Source organism: Vibrio bathopelagicus (assembly GCF_014879975.1).
GTDB classification, from domain to species: domain Bacteria; phylum Pseudomonadota; class Gammaproteobacteria; order Enterobacterales; family Vibrionaceae; genus Vibrio; species Vibrio bathopelagicus.
Map to the genome: position 1 here is coordinate 825290 of NZ_CP062501.1, position 20443 is coordinate 845732.

The following is a 20443-nucleotide window of genomic DNA, read 5'->3' on the forward strand; positions in this document are numbered from 1 at the left end:
CTTATTTCTATTCTGGTATTGAGGTGGATAAGATTTGATCGCTATGGTTCGTGGTCATGTGCTGCTGTCTGAGTAAGCTGATCGTCAGGTTTATCGGCATTGGCTTATAAAAATAGAAGCCTTGGATATAGTCCACGCCCAGTTTAGATAAGATGTTCACTTGGGATTCGTACTCAACCCCTTCAACGATTACCTGCATGCCTAGGGTACGTGACAACTGAAGCATTGATTCGAGTAAAGGGATACCAAGGCTCGATTCGTCCGAAATGTTTTTCACAAAAACGCGATCGATTTTGAGAATGCTGAACGGGAACTGTCTTACAAAGTCTAATCCCGCATAGCCAGTACCAAAGTCATCAATCGCGACTCTCACGCCTAAGTTAGCGAGCTTGGTTAAGTTGTTTTTGATTTTGACCATATCCGCATCAGAACACTCACCATCCTCAGTGACTTCAAAAACCACCTGTTTGAGAATATCTGGGTTCTTCTTATAGATGCTAATGACTTTGTTGGCGAAGTTACTGTTGGAGACAACGTTTCGGCTGATATTGACGCTAATGTATTTTGACTCAAACACCTCGCGGTGATTCTTCATCGTGTACAACACTTCACGCAGCACAAAGTAGGTCAGGTCTTCAATCAACCCCAGGCTTTCTGCCAGAGGAATGAAGATGGCAGGGGACACATTGCCTTCAATTGGGTCGTTCCACCTGAGCAGCGACTCACAGCCTACGATTTCCGTTGTGTTTCGGTTGACGATAGGTTGCATGTGAACATGTAGATGTTTGTTTTTGAGTGCGCTAGACAGCGAGTACTCTAAGCTACGTTGGCTCTGTTTTTTATGTTTGATAGAAAGGAGAATAATGGTGGTAATTCCTGCCATCAAAAAGCCAAACCACAAATAACTTAACATGAAGTTCAAATAATACTGGTACCCAATGTATGACGTGATGGTGAGTGGGTAGATGTTCGATTGTATTCGCACTTTGGCGATGGATGGGCCGATATCAGATGGGTGGATATCTCTTTTGATCACCTCAACTTTGGCCTGAATTCCATGGTTGTTAAGGTTCGTCTCGACTGTGTCATAGATGAAATGTGGTGGAATCATCAGGCTAACTCCCGCATCGTCCTTATTCGAGAACATAAGCATGATGGATTGCACTTGAGTGATCGCTGAATTTGAATACGACAAGGTTGTTAAGTTAGGGTCGTCATTGAGTCTTTGTCTGATGGTGCTGTACAGGCGAAACGATACGTCGCCATCGGTAGTCGAGCAGTAAAAACGGTCGTCTTTATTGAATACCGCCGCTTCTTTTACCCAATCGGCATCAAAAACAGTTTGGCGGAGCTGCCTAACCATTGAGTCGCAAGTGTGGCTCGGTGTGATGCCTGATAAAAAAAGGTCAAACCTTGATTGGATGCTCTCAAGCCTTGTTTCGACGAGTCTCGATGTGTCTTCGGTTAAATTCTGGTAATGAGACGGTGTAAAAGGGATAAGCAATGCCATAGAAAAAAAGAAAGAAATGGCAAAGTAGAACGAAGTCTTGGCAAAATGTTGGTACTTGATATCCATAGTTGGAGAAGCGTTACCGATTTGGGTGAGCATTCGAGTTAATTTATAAATTTAACGATAGCGATGCAAGGCAATGCATAAATAGTGTGAATGTGCGCACGTGTTATTGATTGAAATAGAGTGTTTTATCGTCTTACTATAAAAATCAGAACGTTAGATATGCTTCCAAGGTTGAGAACGTCGTTTTTTTGTTCAGCACTTTTGCGTTTTTTGATGAAGCGGATTGTTGCCGGTTTTTTATCATCAAATTGAGATCTGTAATTTTTGAAATAATGCGAGTGGGTGGATTTGAGCGTAATGATAAAAAATATGATTTGGATGTTGGTGCGTGTGTTCATCGCGTTTTTGATGATAGGTCCTACCTACGCGATCTTTATCTTGTCTAATTCCGCAACACCTCGTCTTTTTGAGACCAAACCAGAAGTGTTAGCTTGGCTTTCGTGCTTCCTTCTTGTGATTGGTTATGTACTGATCAGGTTTTCTAAAACGAGGTATGTGGGAAAATTACTATCGCTTGGTGTATTGGGGGCGGTAGTGTTAATCATGTATGTCGATGAGCGTTATCGGATTTTTGAAGTCAGTGTTCACGCATGGAGCTTATTTTTAGCCGCTCTGTATTTGATTATGCTTTTGTATTTCATTTTCCCGGTTAAGCAACTTAACCCGCTACTGAGTTTAGTACCTGTCGCCGGCGTGTCGTGGTTTTTAGTTTGGGCCTTAGTAAGCCCAATAAATGTAACGTATGAGTTGATTAGCAATAAAACAACAATTTCAATAGCGAACTATCAAAAGGTAATCGACTTGCTACCTGAGTTGTACCTAGATGGTTTCCAGTCAGGTTTGTTTTCCATGCTTCTTGTTCTGTGGTTATATGCTTTCGTCATCTTGTGTCATAACCCTAAACGCAGTTATCAACAATTGGCGTCTCATGTCGTTAAGATTCGCAACGCTTGGCATTAATAGGGCGCATACACGTGCTTTTGAATTAGGGGAACAATAATGAAAAAGGTTTTAACGGTCGTGTTATTAACGTGTTTATCTTTGCTAGCATCAGCATCAGCATCAGCATCCGATGATGCTATCGATTGTGAGAATGCGATGAATACCATAGAGATCAATCAATGTGCGTCGATCGAGTTGGAAACTGCACAAGTGGAACTTGATCAATACCTTGAAGCGAGCTTTGAACACAATGCATATGATGCGGAGCTAGTCAGTTCAATTAGGGTGGCTCAAGACAGTTGGCAAGCTTACATGACAGCACATTGTGACTCGGTGTATACCCAATGGCGTGATGGCTCCATTCGAGGGGTTATGGCGCTGTCTTGCAAGACGAAGTTAACCAAACAACGTACACATGAGGTGTGGGGGAACTTCTTAACTTACATGGATAGTACACCGCCAGTTTTGCCAGAACCAAAGCTTAATAGAAGCCAGTATTAGAAAAGAATTAGAAGGCAATAGAATAGATGAATCTCAATGCAGACTAGAGTGTGCGCTTGCTTCAACCATTGGGCTTCGAATAAGAAAGCGATAGGGGATTGTCTTACTCTGTCGCGCATAAGTGTTACCGAGTAAGGATTCGATTTTGAATAATGTCAGCGTCACTCTCGTTCAGCTTAAAGTTGAATACAAAAACAAACAAAAGAACGTCGCTTTAGTCACTGAGCTTTTAGAAGCCGAGGCGTCAGTCGGTGATATCACTTTGCTTCCAGAACTGTTCTCTACTGGATATATTTTTAACGATGCCGCAGAAATTCATGAACTGAGCGAAGACTTTAACAACAGCTCTACCATTGATTCGTTAACCCTGCTCGCTGAGAGATATCAAACTTTGATTGTTGCAGGTGTTGCCGAGAAAGATGAAGGTGAGTATTACAACAGTGTCGTTGTTGTTGATGCTTCTGGCTTACGCCACAAGTATCGAAAAATCAGCCAAACGAAATTCGATAAACAGTATTTCTCGAGAGGGGATGAACTACTGACATTCGACTATAAAGGTTTGAAGTTTGGTGTCGCGATTTGCTTCGATATTTGGTTCCCAGAGATCATGAGAGCGTATCGGTCGGTAGATGTTATCCTTCATCCTGCGAACTTTGGTGGTCATCATAGCTTCGCTGTCGCTCAAGCTAGGGCTTTGGAGGAAGGGTGCCATATCGTGACTTGCAACCGTGTAGGGCAAGATGTGGTTGATGCCTTTACCGCGACGTATTGTGGCGGTAGCAGAACCTACTCACCAAAGGGAGACTTGGTGCTTCAATGTTCGGATAAACAGTCGGTTGAAACAGTGAGCATTCAAGACCTGTCTCTTGCTCCTCAATATAACGGCGTTGATGTGTTAGACGAAATAGAGCAGATAACGTCTGTGTTGAGTCGTTAGAATGGCGTAGGATCGAAAAGGGGCAAGGTTAGATAACCTTGCCCCTTTGTTGTTTTAGTCTACTGCTTTGGTCTGTTGGAAAGAGCGTTATATTGCTTTTACGCTGCTTCGTTCAACTAACGTTGGTTCCAGTTCAACAACCTGCGGATACGCATCAGGTGTTTTGAGCCGGTTTAATAGAGTATCTACAGCAGCTTTGCCCAAACGATGTTTTGGTTGGTGGACTGTGCTTAGCGCAGGGGTCATGTACTTTGACAAATGAATGTCATCGTAGCCAATGATAGAAAGATCGTTTGGAATCGATGTGCCATCTTGCGCAGCAGCGTGAATCACACCCATGGCCATCATGTCATTACTCACAAACAGTGCCGATGGCATTTCACCACGAGCTTTTAGTGCTTGGTAGGAGTCAAAACCGCCATCACACTCGAAGTTTGATTCAACAATCCACTTAGGGTTTATTTCTAGTTTTGCTTCTTCCATTGCTTGCTTGAAGCCTAAGTAACGGGAAGATGCTTGATTTCGGTGAAGTGGGCCCGTGATACAACCAATGTTCGAGTGACCATTATCGATCAAGTGTTTGGTTGCCATGTAGCCGCCTTGATGCGAGTTATCTTGGATCTTGTCGCTGGCGAACAACATTGGGCCCCAGTCCATAACAACGATAGGTAATTCTGGGTAGCGTTCAAATACATCAATGTGCTCGCCTTCAAGGGTTGAACACATCAGCATTAAGCCATCGACACGCTTTTGAAGCAAAGTATCGATAGATGATTTCATGCGCTCGCTGTCGCCTTCGGTGTTACATAAGATGAGGTTGTAGCCTTTCTCATAACAACGACGTTCAACACCTTTCACCACTTCGCCAAAGAATGGGTTAGTAGATGTAGTAACCAGCATACCCAAGGTTTTGGTTTGCTTCATTTTCAAGCTACGAGCTAATGCAGAAGGCGCATAGTTGAGTTCTTTAGCCGCACTGTTAACACGCTCAGCTATCTCTTCACTGACAAAACGTGACTTGTTGATCACATGGCTAACGGTTGAAGTTGAAACCTTTGCGAGCCGAGCGACGTCTTTCATTGTTGCCATAAAAAATCCTTGTGGGAGTAACTTGCCACGTTGCGCGATATTCTGCCTGAAAACAGGGGCTTATGCTTACTTATTTATAGTTTGAAAGCTAACGACTAAGCCGATAAACGTTCTGCTAAAAACGCATCGGTTTCAGAGCGACTTGGAATCGATGTTTGAGCACCAAAGCGAGTCACAGAAATTGCAGCGGCGGCATGAGCAAACTTAATCGCGCGCTCTAATGGCATGTCTTCAAGCAAACCGGTTACCAACGCACCGTTGAAAGTGTCACCGGCTGCGGTGGTGTCCGTTGCTTCAACGCGGAATCCTGCAATTAACTCGCCTTTACCGCCTTCATTGCCTTGACCTTCTTTATTACGTTGACCGCCATGACTTACCCAAACGCCTTTAGCGCCAAGTGTGATCATTACAGTCTCAATACCTTTTGCGTGCAGAGCCAATGCCGCAGTGTGAGCCGATTCATTGTCTGTCACGGTAATGCCAGTCAGAACTTCCGCTTCGGTTTCGTTTGGCGTAATCACATCAACACACGCTAATAGGCTATCCGATAGTGGGCGAGCAGGGGCTGGGTTCAGAATAACTTGAGTACCACTTTCTTTCGCTACTTTTGCTGCGTATTCAATGCCTTCAATCGGAGTTTCAAGTTGAGTTAGCAGGTATTTAGCACTACGAATCTTCTCTAGGTGCGGTTCAATTTGGGCACAAGTCAGCTTGTTGTTGGCTTCAGCAGAAAGACAAATACTGTTTTCACCTGTGGCTGATACTTGGATCATTGCGATACCAGTTGGAGTGTTCTCTGCAACGATAACACCATCGATATTGATGCCATCTTTGGCGAAGTCTTGACGGATGTTGATGCCAAATGGGTCGTCACCGACACAAGCGATAAAGCCGATATCTGCGTTTAATCGCGCAGCAGCCACTGCTTGGTTTGCGCCTTTGCCGCCAGGGATGACCTGATAGTTACCGCCAATCAAGGTTTCACCCGGACGAGGGAACGAAGGAACTTGCAGTACGTGGTCAGCGTTAACGCTACCTAAAACAATCAGTTGAGTCATGATACGAGCCTTATGATATATCGTATTTGAAAATGCATGGGTCTTTCTCATTACGTTAATTCACATTACGTTGATTGCTCGCCTCGCTAGGCGGCGTATGAGAAACAGCGATGCACTGTCGCGTTTTTGAGTTAATGAACTAATGAGTTAATCAGTTAATGAGCAGGGAGAAGGGGACTCCCTGCTTAATTAGATTCCAGCGCTAAACTGAGTGACTAAACAGAGTTACTTAGCGACAATTTTTAGAGGTACTGGTACGTACTCGTCTACTGTTTCGCCTTTCAGTACTTTGTCTGCCATCTCGATACCTAGAGAACCGATTAGGTCAGGCTGTTGTGCAACGGTTGCGCCTAGTAGACCACGGTTAACAGCAGCGATGCCATCTTCAGTGCCGTCAAAGCCAACGATCATTACGTCTTTACCTGAAGCTTGAACTGCGCGAAGAGCACCTAGTGCCATTTCATCGTTCTGAGCAAATACCGCTTGCACGTCTGGGTTCGCAGCAAGTAAGTTTTCCATTACGTTTAGACCTTTAGTACGGTCGAAATCCGCAGGTTGGCTTGCTAGAAGCTCAAGGTCACTGCCGTTTACCGCGTTCATGAAGCCTTCACCACGCTCACGAGCAGCTGAAGTACCTGCGATACCTTCAAGTTGAATAACTTTCGCTTTTTCGCCTACTTTTTCCATGATGTAGTGCCCCGCCATTTCACCACCGATTACGTTATCAGAAGCAATGTGGCTCACTACGTCACCACGGCTTGCACCACGGTCTAGTGTTAGTACTGGAATGTCTGAGCGATTCGCAATGCGAATAGCGTTAGACACAGCGTCTGAATCCGTTGGGTTAATCAGGATTGCTTTAACACCACGAATGGTTAGATCTTCAATGTTCGAAAGCTCTTTGCTTGGGTCGTTTTGAGAATCAAGAACGATAAGCTTGTAGCCTAGCTCTTCAGCTTTCGCTTCTGCGCCATCTTTCATAGTTACAAAGAATGGGTTGTTCAATGTAGACAGAACGATCGCCATAGTATCTTGCGCCTGTGCAGACACAGATACCGTTGTAGAAAGAAGAGCAGCAGAAATAAGAGTCGCTAATTTTTTCATGGTGTAAGTCCTTTGTGTAGGGTGAGCTAGGAGGTGAGTCCTAGCTCGTTGTTACATTATTTATAGATTTAATGTTCGTTATTTATAGATGCTTTTTTTTGAAAAAGCAGGGTGTTGCATTGACTCAAACTAGAGTCTTATTTGTTTTTGTTGTCGACCAATACCGCCAGAAGAATAACCACTGCTTTTGCAATCATCTGGTAGTAAGAAGATACGTCTAATAGGTTTAGGGCGTTGTTTAGGAAGCCGATAATCAATGCACCAATCAATGTGCCCATGATACGACCACGACCGCCGGCCAAGCTTGTGCCGCCAAGTACAACTGCGGCGATGGCGTCTAGCTCATAGCCCATACCTGCGGTTGGTTGAGCTGATGACAAGCGAGATGCCACGATGATGCCAGCAACGGCAGCTAACAGACCACAGATTGCGTAAACGCCGATTTTCACTTTGTCTACGTCGATGCCTGATAGGCGAGTTGCTGATTCGTTGCCACCAAGAGCGTATACGTAGCGACCAAAGCGTGTGTGGTTAAGTAGGTACCATACTGCTGCGAATACTACGACCATGATCCATACTGGAACTGGGATGCCCATTGCATAGCCTGTACCGAACCAAGCGAATGCGTCTGCTGTCTCTGTGAAGCCAGTTGAGATAGGACGACCATCGGTGTAAACCATGGTTACGCCGCGTAGTAGCGTCATGGTCACAAGCGTTGCGATGAAGGCTTGAACCTTACCCTTGGCAATAATTACACCACTGATAGCACCTAATGCAGCACCTGCTACTAGAGCCGTTGGAACAGCTATCATCACTGGGATTTCCATGCCAATCATGCTGGCTGCGAACGCGCCACAAAGTGCAAGTACAGAACCAACACTCAAGTCGATACCCGCGGTTAAGATAACCAGCGTCATACCCACAGCGATAATTGCGTTAACCGAGGTTTGGCGCAGAATGTTCAGGATGTTATCGACAGTAAAAAAGTTTGGGTTTAAGAAAGAAACGACAACAATCAGGAAGATCAAAGCAATCAATGACTTTTGATCAATCAGCCACTCTTTGCTGATTAACGGTTTTTTCTTTGGAGCTTCAGTTGTTTTGCTCATGGTTTTAGTACTCATGCTGCGTCCTCGTTGATCTTTTTACCGACCGCACACGCCAGTAATAATTCTTGGTTTGCTTCTTTAGCATCAAATTCACCGCTCACACGGCCTTCATGCATCACCATGATGCGGTCACTCATTCCTAACACTTCTGGCATTTCAGATGAGACCAAAATAATGCTCATGCCGTCAGCTTTGAATTTATTAATGAGTTGGTAAATCTCTTTCTTAGCACCGACATCGACACCACGCGTTGGCTCGTCGAGAATCAGTACTTTTGGTTTGGTCATCAATCCCTTAGCGATAGCCACTTTCTGTTGGTTACCACCAGAAAGATTGCCAATGATTTGTTCGCGAGTCGGGGTTTTGATGTTGAACAGCTTGATGAAATCGTCAACCGCCATCACTTCATCTTTATGTTGGATTTGCCCGCTTTTAGTCAGTAGATCAAGCGAACATAAAGACATGTTTTCTTTCACCGAAAGCCCGAGAACTAAGCCATCGCCTTTACGATCTTCAGAGATGTAAGCAATGCCATTGGCCAAGCCATCTTTGGGACTTACAGGATTGATGGTTTTGTTTTCTAAGTTGATAACGCCGCGCTCACTTGGAAGGGCACCGTAAATCACTTTCATCAGTTCAGTACGACCTGCACCCATTAGGCCAGATACACCCAAGATTTCACCGCGCTTTAGAGTAAAGCTCACATCGTGAACACCAGAACCCGTTAGGCCAATTACTTCAAGGCAGGTTTCACCGTGGCTCTGTCCGATACGTGGATATTGCTCGTCTAGCTTACGGCCAACCATCATCTCAATTAGGCCATCTTCGTCGGTGTCTTTTACTTCACATTGGCCAATGAACTTACCGTCACGAAGTACCGTGATGTCATCACAAATCTCAAAGATCTCTTTCAAGCGGTGAGAGATGTAAACAATGCCACAGTCTTCAGAACGTAGCTCGTTAATCACCTTAAATAGCGATTCAGTTTCAGTATCGGTTAGTGCATCAGTCGGCTCATCCATGATGATGACCTTAGATTCAAACGATAGGGCTTTCGCGATCTCTACCATTTGTTGCTCACCAAGGCTTAACTGACCTAAAAGTGTTTTCGAACTGTGTTTTACATTAAGACGTTTAAGTAGCTTGTCCGCTTCTTGGTACATCTCATTCCACAAGATGCGACCCATAGTCCCTGTAATTTCACGACCTAAGAAGATGTTCTCGGCGATGGTTAGCTCTGGAATTAGGTTCAATTCTTGGTGAATGATACTAATGCCGGCTTGTTGTGAATCACGAGGTCCTTTAAATGCCGCAGGTTTACCTTGGTAGGCAATAGTGCCGCCATCCAAGTGGTAAATGCCGGTGAGCACTTTCATGAGCGTCGATTTACCTGCACCGTTTTCACCCATTAACGCCATTACGCGTCCTGGGTAAACGTTGAGGCTCGCCTTATCTAGTGCTTTCACACCAGGGAAGGCTTTCTCAATTGAGCTAAGTTCTAAAATGGCTTGAGTCATGTCGGTTCCTTTACTCGGGGCCAGTTGTATTTGGTTGTGCCTGTGTTTAGTTCAGTGCTAATGATGACACTGACTGTCGTTACGCTTAGGTTCAAACGCTGAGCTTGAGTTAAAACGTTACGCCAGCTTGGAAAATAACATTTGCGTATGGCGTGCATTCACCGGTGCGAATCACTGCGCGGCTTTCATGCGTGCGTTGCTTAAACTCTTCATGAGTGATGTAAGTAATCGAAAGCGATTTGCCACAACGTACTTCTTCTGTCTTGATTAAATCAATCAGTGCTGCGTGATGTTCTGGGCTTACTTTCGCAAACTCTTCTGCAATCACAACGCCTTCAATTTGAGATTCATCTAACATGGTTTTTACTGTTTGTTGAAAGCTAGGTACACCATGAGTCAGTGCAAGATCAATGCGAGTTACGTGGTCTGGAATCGGTAAGCCCGCGTCACAAATCGTGATTTCATCTGTATGGCCAAGAGTCGCCACCAAGTAAGAGAGTTCAGAATTAATTAGAGTACTTTTTTTCATATCACGACCTATCGAAAAATAACGTTTAATGGGTTGAGAACAACTCAAGAAAAAGCCATCGAAACGTTTCGATAGTGATAATAGTGTCTGATTTATCATTTGCACGTTTGATTGTTTTATAGTGTGATAATGATCATCGAAACGTTTCGATGGGGTGTTTTTTGGTGATCTCAGTCAACGCCATTGATTGCATAAATTCGACTACATGGGTTCAATTGATAGCACATAGCCAAACTTACTGATGGTTATTATCTGGACATTTGGTGTTCTCAATCGCACGAAGACATTGCGAAGGTTATAGACGACGTTTGCAAGGGCATGAGGTGACGAGAGCTGCCCGCCCCAACACACATCAACAATATGCTCTCTTGAAATAGGCCTTCCCACATTTTCTATCAGCAAGCAGAGCAGTGCTAATAGGTGAGGGCGTAAGATGATTTTATTTCCATGTTGATTGGTAATCGTTCGAGAGTCGATATCAATGATTAAGTCGTTGAAGTCTATTGTGTGGTTCATCGTGTTGTTGTTCGTCTTATTTTGGAATGGTGGAGGTTGAAACTAGCAGGGCAACGATCAATACGAAGTCGTTAACTCAGGGAGACAGTTACCAAAGCGCGCGGATTATGCAAAATAACGTTGCTCTTGAAAGTAAGCCTACGTAAGTCCTATGGGGAAAATCTTAAGAGTGGGATGGTTTAATATAGAAATGGGGCGTGGTTGGCTCAACTCGTTTAGCTGAAAGTAGAAAGTAGAAAGCCGCAGTTTTTAACTGCGGTTTTTTTATATCTGTGACAACTTGCGTTTTATATCGAAAGCGAGCGATATGTTTGATTGAAGCGAACCGTAATCAGGCAGTTAAGCTTCGCGAATATGAGCGGTGACAGCAACGATGGCATGGTCCGTACTGAATTGATCGTGGTCGAAGCTTGGATTAATCAGGTGATGGTCTAACACTGTGTAGCTAGAGATCTCCATTAGGCTTGAAGAGTTCTGACAATCGAACTCGTTCGACATCAAAATATAGTCCAGTACAGACCCTGAAGCGCCGTAATAATGGGTTGGTTTACGCTGCTCAAGCAAGTCCTCTTCATGCAGTTGATGGTAAAGATCCCAACTGTCTTTTAAGCGAAAGTGGGACAGCCAATGCTTGCTGTTTTCGTCTCTGTTGATTGAGTAACTCAACAGCCCTTTAAATTCATCATTAAACAGAGGCTTATTAAAGTCACCCATCAATACGACTGGTTGATCAGTCTGATGGCGTTGATTGGTGATGTATTGATGCAGCATCTGAGCTTCTAGACCGCGTTGGGCACTTGATAGCCAAGAGCCAAGTTGTTCTTGGTGGAAGCGAATGAGCGTGTCACTTTGTGGTTTTTTACCTTGCTGTGCGTTGTCCGCATCGACAGATTCGGCCTTTGGCTCTGTCGGACGTTGTGATTTGAAGTGCACGACATAACAGTCGCTTGAACCTAAATGGGGTAACGTAATCGTTGCGTGAACAGGCGTTCTGTTGAATGAGAATTTGTCGCCAAGGTTGAATGCTGTCAGTAACTTCGTATCTGGCGTAACAGGTTGTACGTTTTCAATCGGGTAACGGGAAGCAATACCCACAACCGGTGAGGTGTATAGGTAATCACCTTCAACATGTGCGCTATCGACCACAGCAAAATGAGGGTAACCAAGTTCATTCATCAATTGCTCTAAAGATTGCGGGCTAAATATCTCTTGGAAGCCAATCACATCACAATCTAATGAACGAATCGCTTCAGCCATCCAATGTTGCTTCTTTTGCCATTCTTCGAAGCTGTAGATGTTCTCAAAATCATAATAAGCATTCGGTGGCTCGAGATAGTTCAAAAGATTGAACGTTGCGAATGTTATTTGGTTTGGTTTGTTCAAGGTTGAATCCTATTGAAATCACTCCTTTAAGGATATCTAAATTATGGATACATTGTTCGGCTTTAATCAGTTATTTTTACTTGGTCTAGCTTGGGTTCTTCTCTTTCTGTTTAGATTTTCTTCACTCGCTGCACCTAAGGTGTAACGTTTATCTTTTATCTACGATTAATTAATCGTTTATTCATGGCTGCAAAATGAAAAAACACACATCTCTCGCTCTTATGGTGGTTAGCTTACTAGCCTCTACATCATCATTCAGTCACACCCTAGACTCTCAATCTATTCAAGGTATTGAATCGCGAGTTTCGGCTCGTATCGGTGTTGCGGTTTACGATACGGCAGCGAAACAGACATGGAGCTATAAGGGAGACGAGCGCTTCCCGATGATGAGCACTTTTAAAACATTGGCTTGTGCCAACCTTCTTTATGATCATGAAAATGAAGGGTTAGATTTAGAATCAAAGGTAAGCATTAAGTCTGAGGATCTGATTGTTTGGTCTCCAGTGACTAAAGCATTGGTAGACAAAGACATCTCGCTTAAAGATGCGTGTACTGCAACTATGGAAATGAGCGATAACACAGCCGCTAATGTGGTTCTAAGTGGTATTGGCGGCTTTAATGGTTTAACAGAGTTCTTGCGCTTAATTGGAGATAGTAAAACGCGTATTGACCATATCGAGCCGGATTTGAATCATGCTCGACCGGGTGATGAACGAGATACCACAACACCGAATAGTATGGTGAAGACGTTAAATCAATTGGTGTATGGGAATACATTATCCGAAGAGTCGAAAGCCCAGTTAAAGACATGGATGATGGATAACAAAGTATCCGATGGCATGATTCGTTCAATTCTGCCTGACGGTTGGCGTATTGCAGATAGGTCAGGGGCGGGTGCTCATGGTTCACGTGCCATTACTGCGATCGTTTGGAGTGAAACTCAGGCTCCATTGATCATCAGTATTTTCCTTACGGAAACCAAGTTAACCATTCCAGAGCGTGACGCAGTGATTAACGAAATCGGGCAACTTATCTTCGATGAGTACCGCGTTCAATAGTCCGTCTGAACACAATCGCACGTTAGTTAGAGGCTGACTCTTGGACGCTAGCGTGCTTATTTATTTTGAGTAGACGCGAGTAATTGTAAATAAACCGTAAGAGATAGAGTGCTGATGGTTTTATTAGTTATTACATGATGTTAGATTTGAACCTATACTTGATTTTACGGCATGTATTCAAAGCCGATTAATCAACTTGAATATAGAATTCATGACATTTGAAGGGAGAGTCAAATGGGAACAGTTTTTCGACGCAAAGCCTCGCAACGCACTCAGTTTTTCAGGTTTAACTTGAAGTCATGTGCAATCATGTTGCCGCTTATTGCTTTACAACCCTCCGTTACTTACGCTTCTGATACCCAATCAACTCCTGCTGTCACCGTTATTGAAACCACACAACTGGTTGGTTTTGGTGAAGCAAAATATCCAGCCGACTTCACTCACTTTGATTACGTTAATCCTGATGCGCCAAAGCAGGGCAAAGTGACTTATGGCAGCATCGGTACTTACGATAGCTTTAATCGATTCGGTTCTCGCGGCGTTGCTGCAAGTTATACCGGAGAGATTTACGATACCTTGATGTTCTCTCCGAGCGACGAGATTGATGCGTATTATCCATTGATCGCTTCAAAGGTTCGCTACGCCAGTGATTTCACTTGGATGGAAATCGATATCAACCCAAAAGCTAGATTCAATGATGGCGAGCCTATTACGGCTCATGATGTGGCATTTACCTTTAATAAGTTTTCAACAGAGGGTGTGCCTCAGTACCGTGTGTATTACAAAGAAATTAAGTCAGTAACCGCAGTTTCTGATTTAGTGGTTCGCATTGAGATGGATAAACCAAACCGCGAGAAGTTGTTTAGCTTTGCCCAAAGTACCCGTGTATTACCAGAGCATTATTGGAAAGACAGAAAACTGTCGGAGCCTCTAAGTGAGCCGCCTGTGGGAAGTGGCCCATATAAGATCATCAGTTACAAATCTGGGCAAAGTGTCACTTACGGCCTTGATGAAAACTATTGGGCTGCAGACCTGCCAGTTAATGTTGGGCGCAATAACTTCAAGCAAGTGCAATACGATTACTATCGTGATGACACGGTAATGCTGGAAGCCTTCAAAGCTGGGGAGTTTGATCTTCGAACTGAGAACTCGGCTAAGTTTTGGGCCAACTCTTACACGGGCGCGAACTTCGACAAAGGCTACATCATTAAAGAAGAAATAAACCATGAGAAGCCTGAAACGACTCAAGGTTTTGTCTTCAACATTCAATCTCCGGTGTTCTCCGATCCTAAAGTTCGTGAAGCGTTAACTTACGCGATGGATTTTGAGTGGATGAACAAGAACATGTTCTACGGTCAGTACAAACGTACTCGTAGTTACTTCCAAAACACCGACTATGAAGCGAAAGGCTTGCCAAGTGAAGCTGAAGTTGAGTTGTTGTCTCAGTACAAAGATCAAATCCCGCCGAGAGTCTTTACTGAAGAATTCCAACCATCAGTGACCGATGGTAGTGGACGTATTCGCAGCCAGATGCGTACTGCGTTCAAACTGCTGAAAGAAGCGGGTTGGGTATTGAAAGACAAAGTAATGACCAACGAAAAGACTGGTAAGCCGATGTCCTTCGAGTTGTTGATTTACAGTCCGACCACGGAACGAATTGCAACGCCAGTTCAAAAGAATCTGAAGCGTATGGGTATTGAGATGAAGATCCGTACCATCGATACCACTCAGTACATCAAGCGCTTGCGCGATCGTGATTTCGACATGGTTTCGTCGTCATTTTCCGCAAACCCTTATCCTAGCCCGAACTTAATGATCGTTTGGAACTCTAACTACATTGATTCTACTTACAATACGGCAGGTGTGATGGATCCTGTGGTTGATGCGTTAACAGAAGAAATCGCACGTAACCAACAGAACCCTGAAAAGCTACTTACGCTAGGTCGCTCTCTTGATCGTGTGTTGCAGTGGAATTTCTACAATATCCCGCAATGGCACGTTGGCGAATACCGCGTAGCGATGTGGGACAAGTTTGAGCGTCCGGATGTATTGCCTAAATACGATTTAGGCATCGATACATGGTGGATTTCAGAAGAGAAGGCGGCTTTGCTTCCTGAAAAACGTCGCTAGGAGTTAGTTAGCATGGCCGCGTATATATTTCGACGTTTACTGTTGGTGATCCCCACGCTGTGGGCGATCATCACCATCAACTTTTTCATTATTCAGATCGCGCCAGGTGGTCCGGTAGAGCAAGCCGTGGCTCAGCTAGAAGGGCACAACTCCGGCATTATGGAGCGCTTTTCCGGTGGTGGACAAGAAGTTGATTTAAGCGAAAGTGACCAAGCATCTGCAAGTGGCTATAAAGGCTCTCGCGGGCTTGATCCGGAAGTGGTTGAAGAGATCAAAAAACAGTTTGGTTTTGATAAGCCGATTCACGTTCGCTACTTCGATATGTTGAAAAATTACGCGACCTTTAACTTTGGTGAAAGCCTGTTTAAGGGCGGCAACGTGATTGATTTAATCATCGAGCGTTTACCCGTCTCCATTTCCTTAGGGTTGTGGAGTACCTTAATCATCTACGTGATTTCGATACCTCTAGGTATTATGAAGGCAATACATCACGGCTCTCGCTTTGATATTTGGTCGAGCGCGGTGGTGATTGTCGGCTATGCGGTACCGGGCTTCTTGTTTGCGATTATTCTGATTATCTTGTTTGCAAGCGGTAACTATTTCAGTTGGTTCCCATTGCGTGGTCTGGTGTCGAGTAACTTCGACCAGCTTAACTGGTATCAGCAAATTGGCGACTACTTCTGGCACTTAGCTTTGCCTATTTTCGCTATGGTCATCGGCGGCTTTGCAACGCTCAGCATGCTAACCAAAAACTCCTTCCTTGATGAAATTAACAAGCAATATGTGGTTACTGCGCGAGCGAAAGGTTTGGACGAGAGCAGTATTCTCTACAAGCACGTTTTCCGTAACGCGATGTTGATCATTATTGCCGGTTTCCCGAGCGCATTTATTAGTATTTTCTTCACGGGTTCTATGTTGATTGAAGTGATGTTTTCGCTCGAAGGTATTGGTTTGCTTGGCTTTGAGTCGACCATTCAGCGAGATTACCCCGTGGTGTTCAGTTCTCTCTATATCATGACCTTGCTTGGCTTGGTGCTGAGCATTATCTCCGACCTGACTTATACCTGGGTTGATCCTCGAATTGATTTTGAAGCGCGTTAATGGCGAACGAATAACAAGGTATTGATAAAAGATGTTTAACAACCCTTTAGCTGAAGCTCGTTGGTTACGTTTTAAAGCAAACAAGCGTGGTTTTATCTCCCTTTGGATATTTACCATCTTGTTTGGATTGAGCCTGTTCGCTGAGATCATCGCTAACGATAAACCACTCTTGGTTTCTTATGATAATCAGTGGTTTGTGCCCGTTATCAATGAGTACGCCGAAACGGAGTTTGGTGGAGAATTTGAAACCGAAGCAGACTACAAAGACCCATATGTTATCGAACTCATTGAAGACAGTGGATACATCGTGTGGCCAATCATTCCGTTTAGCTACGACACCATAAACTTTGATATTTCAGGTGCTGTGCCTTCGGAGCCTGATTCAGTGAACTGGCTCGGAACCGATGATAAAGGGCGAGACGTATTGGCTCGTATCATTTATGGGTTCCGTATCTCCGTTCTATTTGGTTTTATTTTGACGATTGTATCGAGTGTCGTCGGCGTTGTAGTCGGTGCGACACAAGGTTATTACGGTGGCTGGGTCGATCTGTTCGGGCAGCGTTTTATTGAAGTCTGGTCTGGAATGCCGACTCTGTTTTTACTGATTATCCTATCTAGTTTTATTGAGCCTAATTTCTGGTGGTTGCTCGGGATTATGGTGCTGTTCAGTTGGATGAGCCTTGTTGGTATTGTGAGAGCAGAGTTCTTACGTTGCCGAAATTTTGATTATGTACGTGCCGCGCAAGCGATGGGCGTTGATGACAAACGCATTATGCTTCGTCACATGTTACCTAACGCGATGGTTGCATCGTTAACCATGATGCCGTTTATCCTTTCAGGCTCGGTCACCACGTTAACTTCGTTAGATTTCTTAGGCTTTGGTCTTCCTGCGGGTTCGCCTTCATTGGGGGAGCTGCTGGCGCAAGGTAAAGCTAACTTACAAGCGCCTTGGCTTGGCATTTCTGCTTTCGTTGTACTTTCACTGATGCTTACGTTACTTGTCTTCGTTGGTGAAGCTGTACGTGATGCCTTCGACCCACATCAACAGAAGTAAGGATAGGTTATGACTTCAAATACAGTTCCTGCTTCTCCGGTTTTGACGATAGACAAACTGTCTGTCGGTTTCGGGCGGAAAAACTCAATCGAACAAGTGACGCAAGATGTCTCTTTAGAAATATACAAAGGTGAGACATTAGCGCTGGTGGGCGAGAGTGGTTCAGGCAAATCGGTTACCGCTAATTCAGTGTTAAAACTGCTGCCTAAAGGCTCGTCACACTACTTAAACGGTAAGATCAATTTCTCTGGCACTGATATTCTGAGTTGTTCTGAAAGACAGTTGCGTGGGATTCGTGGCGGGCGTATTGGCATGATCTTCCAAGAGCCCATGGTGTCGCTTAATCCGCTTCATCGAGTCGGAAAACAGCTTGTTGAAACCCTAGCTATTCACCGAGGTATGAGAACCAATAAAGCTCAAGCCTTGGCTATTGAATGGCTTTCTAAGGTTGGTATTCGTCACCCGGAACAAAAGATCTCAGCTTACCCTCATGAGTTGTCTGGCGGTGAACGTCAGCGCGTGATGATCGCGATGGCTCTCATCAATGAACCCGAGCTGCTTATTGCTGATGAGCCGACCACAGCATTGGATGTATCGGTACAAGCGCAGATCCTCGACCTTCTAAAAGACTTGCAGCAAGAGCTGGGTATGGCGATGCTTTTCATCACTCATGACTTGAGTATCGTTCGTAAGATTGCCGACAGAGTCGCGGTAATGAAAGATGGTCGTTTGATTGAAAGTAACGATTGCCAAACATTGTTCAACGCACCAACTCACCCTTACACTCAAAAGCTCATTAACTCTGATCCTAAAGGCTTACCTGTTCCTGTATCACCAGATAGCAAGCCTCTACTCGATGTGGATCAACTTCGAGTTTGGTTCCCGATCACGGGCGGCTTGTTCAAGCGTACGATTTCGCACGTCAAAGCCGTTACCGATATGGAGTTTACCTTGAGAAAGGGACATTCAATCGGTTTAGTTGGCGAAAGTGGCTCAGGTAAATCGACAACTGGCATGGCGATACTTAAGCTGGTGGATAGCGAAGGGTCGATTACCTACGCAAACGAACAAATTCAGGGCTTAAACCGCCAACAGATGCTACCGTTTCGAAGCCGTATGCAAGTTGTATTTCAAGATCCGTTTTCTGCGCTGAACCCAAGAATGTCAGTCGCTCAGGTGATTGGTGAGGGCTTGCTAGTGCATCAACAATTGGATGAGAATGAACTCGACCAACGCATCTGTGAAGTAATGAAAGAGGTCGACCTCGATCCTGAGACTCGCCATCGTTATCCGAACGAGTTTTCTGGCGGTCAAAGGCAACGTATTGCTATTGCTCGTGCTTTGATTCTTAAGCCAGAGTTTATCTTGTTAGATGAACCTACGTCCTCACTAGACAGAACCGTTCAAGCTCAAGTACTGGATTTGCTGAAGTCACTTCAAGAAAAGTACGGTCTGACTTATCTGTTTATTAGCCATGATTTGAATGTCGTGAAATCCTTGTGTCACTACACCATAGTGATGAAAGCCGGTGAGGTGGTTGAGAAGGGGGATACTGAGACTTTGTTTAGTGAACCCAAGCATGAATATACGCAGCAGTTAGTTTCGCTATCTAACATAAGCTGACTTAATTCAAGATTTTTACGATGCCGAACAAAAAAAGAACGATATTTAACGTATCGTTCTTTTTTTGATTTTAGTTATTGATGAAGGCTAAGCATTGCATCAAAACATCTAACTTAGCGCATCAGTACATTACGAGTGAATTGCTTCTTCAGGTAAGCACTGTATTCAGAGTTAAACGGTTCTGTTGAGTTGTTTCGCATATCTTGCGAGATCAGCGCCTTAGAAGAGTCGGCATCTGGGTGTTGTGGTGCCGTGCCAAACTCTGCGTTCAAGGCTGTTTGTGTCTCTGCTGACGTTAACCAGTTGATAAATACCAGTGATGCCGCTTGATGCTGGCTGTTTTTCGCTACAGTGACGAAGTTACCGCCGCCAGACATACCAAATTCAGGGATATAGAACTTAATGCGATCTGTGATTGCGCCGCGTTTTTGTAAACCGGCTAAGTGATCTTCCCATGCTGGTGCCAGTGTTATTTCACCGTCATTAATACGCGTTAGGCTATCTGCGTTGGATGCTGTGATAAGCATGTCTTCTTCGTTAGCTTCAAACCAATCCCAAGTTTGAGCCCATGACTTCACGACTTTTTTATCTAGTTTGTTGGTCATATCAAAATCACCCGACACATGACGGATGCTGGATTCGATAAAACGCTGACCCGCGCCGCCACCGTTAGGATCATTGACACCAAATGCCATAGGATTGCCTTTGATGTAGCTTTCCATCTCTTCGAATGTTTGGGGTAGGTCAGATTCGCTAATACGGCTAGGGTCGTAAGCTAGCCCCGTTTGGTTACCCCAGAACGTTACGCCATAGCCTTTAGAGTTAATCCCTTCGGCTGACTGGTTCAGTTTGGCCATTTCTGGAAGTTTATCCAAGCTTAACAGCGTGTTTTCTAATTTGAACGTGTTCAATGCTGTTGGACCAAGCGCTACGACATCCATAGAGCCTTTGTCGCGGCGGCTTTCAGCCTGCAATTTATTGCGGTTGCCATCGTGAGTACCTTCTGGGATACGAACCTTGATGCCAGTTTCTGCTTCAAAGCTTTTGACGAACTTTCTCCAACCAGGTTGTAGGTACCAAACAGAGAAAGTCACTGAGCCTTCTTCCTTTGCCTGAGCTTCAATTTCATCCCACGTCATTGTATTTACATCGTATGCAAAACTAGAAAATGCTGTGGTGCTAAGTAGTGCTGCTAGTAGAGTTTTTTTCATTGTAT

Annotated in this window: 18 protein-coding genes; 8 read left to right on the forward strand and 10 right to left on the reverse strand. The window is 44.4% G+C overall.

Going from position 1 to position 20443, the window contains the following annotated elements:
* Nucleotides 1-7: 7 nt before the first annotated feature.
* Nucleotides 8-1576, reverse strand: coding sequence for an EAL domain-containing protein (locus IHV80_RS20010; RefSeq protein WP_192892184.1), 1569 nt, complete (start codon nucleotides 1574-1576; stop codon nucleotides 8-10).
* 297 nt (nucleotides 1577-1873) lie between these two features.
* On the opposite strand from IHV80_RS20010, the gene IHV80_RS20015 reads away from it, so the two are divergent.
* The 3 genes from IHV80_RS20015 to IHV80_RS20025 all read left to right on the forward strand — a co-directional run bounded on the left by IHV80_RS20015 (nucleotide 1874) and on the right by IHV80_RS20025 (nucleotide 3956).
* Nucleotides 1874-2536 (forward strand): hypothetical protein, encoded by a 663-nt coding sequence (locus tag IHV80_RS20015; RefSeq protein ID WP_192892031.1) that lies wholly within the window; start codon nucleotides 1874-1876, stop codon nucleotides 2534-2536.
* A 39-nt stretch (nucleotides 2537-2575) separates the two neighbouring features.
* Nucleotides 2576-3019: a lysozyme inhibitor LprI family protein gene (locus IHV80_RS20020; protein ID WP_192892032.1), complete on the forward strand. Its 444-nt coding sequence runs from the start codon at nucleotides 2576-2578 to the stop codon at nucleotides 3017-3019.
* 145 nt (nucleotides 3020-3164) lie between these two features.
* On the forward strand, nucleotides 3165-3956 hold the full coding sequence (locus IHV80_RS20025; RefSeq protein WP_192892033.1) for a carbon-nitrogen hydrolase family protein: 792 nt from the start codon (nucleotides 3165-3167) through the stop codon (nucleotides 3954-3956).
* Nucleotides 3957-4043: 87 nt separating this feature from the next.
* Here the strand turns inward: IHV80_RS20025 and IHV80_RS20030 are convergent, their stop codons facing one another.
* The 8 genes from IHV80_RS20030 to IHV80_RS20065 all read right to left on the reverse strand — a co-directional run bounded on the left by IHV80_RS20030 (nucleotide 4044) and on the right by IHV80_RS20065 (nucleotide 12261).
* A complete protein-coding gene (locus tag IHV80_RS20030; RefSeq protein WP_192892034.1) occupies nucleotides 4044-5045 on the reverse strand; it encodes a substrate-binding domain-containing protein in 1002 nt (333 codons plus the stop codon).
* A gap of 95 nt (nucleotides 5046-5140) precedes the next feature.
* Nucleotides 5141-6103, reverse strand: a complete 963-nt coding sequence (rbsK, locus tag IHV80_RS20035) for a ribokinase (RefSeq protein ID WP_192892035.1) — start codon at nucleotides 6101-6103, stop codon at nucleotides 5141-5143.
* Between the two features lie 225 nt (nucleotides 6104-6328).
* On the reverse strand, nucleotides 6329-7207 hold the full coding sequence (rbsB, locus tag IHV80_RS20040) for a ribose ABC transporter substrate-binding protein RbsB (protein ID WP_192892036.1): 879 nt from the start codon (nucleotides 7205-7207) through the stop codon (nucleotides 6329-6331).
* Nucleotides 7208-7344: 137 nt separating this feature from the next.
* Nucleotides 7345-8331 (reverse strand): ribose ABC transporter permease, encoded by a 987-nt coding sequence (gene rbsC, locus IHV80_RS20045; protein ID WP_192892037.1) that lies wholly within the window; start codon nucleotides 8329-8331, stop codon nucleotides 7345-7347.
* The gene (gene rbsA, locus IHV80_RS20050) at nucleotides 8328-9833 is read right to left on the reverse strand and encodes a ribose ABC transporter ATP-binding protein RbsA (protein WP_192892038.1); all 1506 of its coding nucleotides are present in this window, start codon (nucleotides 9831-9833) and stop codon (nucleotides 8328-8330) included. The genes rbsC and rbsA overlap by 4 nt, the downstream gene beginning before the upstream one ends.
* A 109-nt stretch (nucleotides 9834-9942) precedes the next feature.
* Nucleotides 9943-10362: a D-ribose pyranase gene (gene rbsD / locus IHV80_RS20055; RefSeq protein ID WP_192892039.1), complete on the reverse strand. Its 420-nt coding sequence runs from the start codon at nucleotides 10360-10362 to the stop codon at nucleotides 9943-9945.
* A gap of 201 nt (nucleotides 10363-10563) precedes the next feature.
* The gene (locus IHV80_RS20060) at nucleotides 10564-10878 is read right to left on the reverse strand and encodes a winged helix-turn-helix domain-containing protein (RefSeq protein ID WP_192892040.1); all 315 of its coding nucleotides are present in this window, start codon (nucleotides 10876-10878) and stop codon (nucleotides 10564-10566) included.
* A 339-nt stretch (nucleotides 10879-11217) separates the two neighbouring features.
* Nucleotides 11218-12261, reverse strand: a complete 1044-nt coding sequence (locus IHV80_RS20065; protein ID WP_192892041.1) for an endonuclease/exonuclease/phosphatase family protein — start codon at nucleotides 12259-12261, stop codon at nucleotides 11218-11220.
* A 194-nt stretch (nucleotides 12262-12455) separates the two neighbouring features.
* On the opposite strand from IHV80_RS20065, the gene bla reads away from it, so the two are divergent.
* The 5 genes from bla (at nucleotide 12456) to yejF (ending at nucleotide 19227) form a co-directional block, all read left to right on the forward strand.
* Nucleotides 12456-13319, forward strand: coding sequence for a class A beta-lactamase (gene bla / locus IHV80_RS20070; protein ID WP_192892042.1), 864 nt, complete (start codon nucleotides 12456-12458; stop codon nucleotides 13317-13319).
* A gap of 234 nt (nucleotides 13320-13553) precedes the next feature.
* Entirely contained in the window at nucleotides 13554-15449 is a 1896-nt protein-coding gene (locus IHV80_RS20075; protein ID WP_192892043.1) for an extracellular solute-binding protein, read from the forward strand.
* 12 nt (nucleotides 15450-15461) lie between these two features.
* A complete protein-coding gene (locus IHV80_RS20080) occupies nucleotides 15462-16550 on the forward strand; it encodes a microcin C ABC transporter permease YejB (protein WP_004730359.1) in 1089 nt (362 codons plus the stop codon).
* Nucleotides 16551-16581: 31 nt separating this feature from the next.
* Nucleotides 16582-17604 carry an ABC transporter permease gene (locus tag IHV80_RS20085; RefSeq protein WP_004730360.1) on the forward strand — a complete coding sequence of 341 codons (1023 nt, stop codon included), beginning with the start codon at nucleotides 16582-16584 and terminating at the stop codon, nucleotides 17602-17604.
* Nucleotides 17605-17613: 9 nt separating this feature from the next.
* Nucleotides 17614-19227, forward strand: coding sequence for a microcin C ABC transporter ATP-binding protein YejF (gene yejF, locus IHV80_RS20090; RefSeq protein ID WP_192892044.1), 1614 nt, complete (start codon nucleotides 17614-17616; stop codon nucleotides 19225-19227).
* 113 nt (nucleotides 19228-19340) lie between these two features.
* On the opposite strand, the gene IHV80_RS20095 is transcribed toward yejF, so the two are convergent.
* Nucleotides 19341-20438 (reverse strand): extracellular solute-binding protein, encoded by a 1098-nt coding sequence (locus IHV80_RS20095; RefSeq protein WP_192892045.1) that lies wholly within the window; start codon nucleotides 20436-20438, stop codon nucleotides 19341-19343.
* Nucleotides 20439-20443 lie beyond the last annotated feature (5 nt).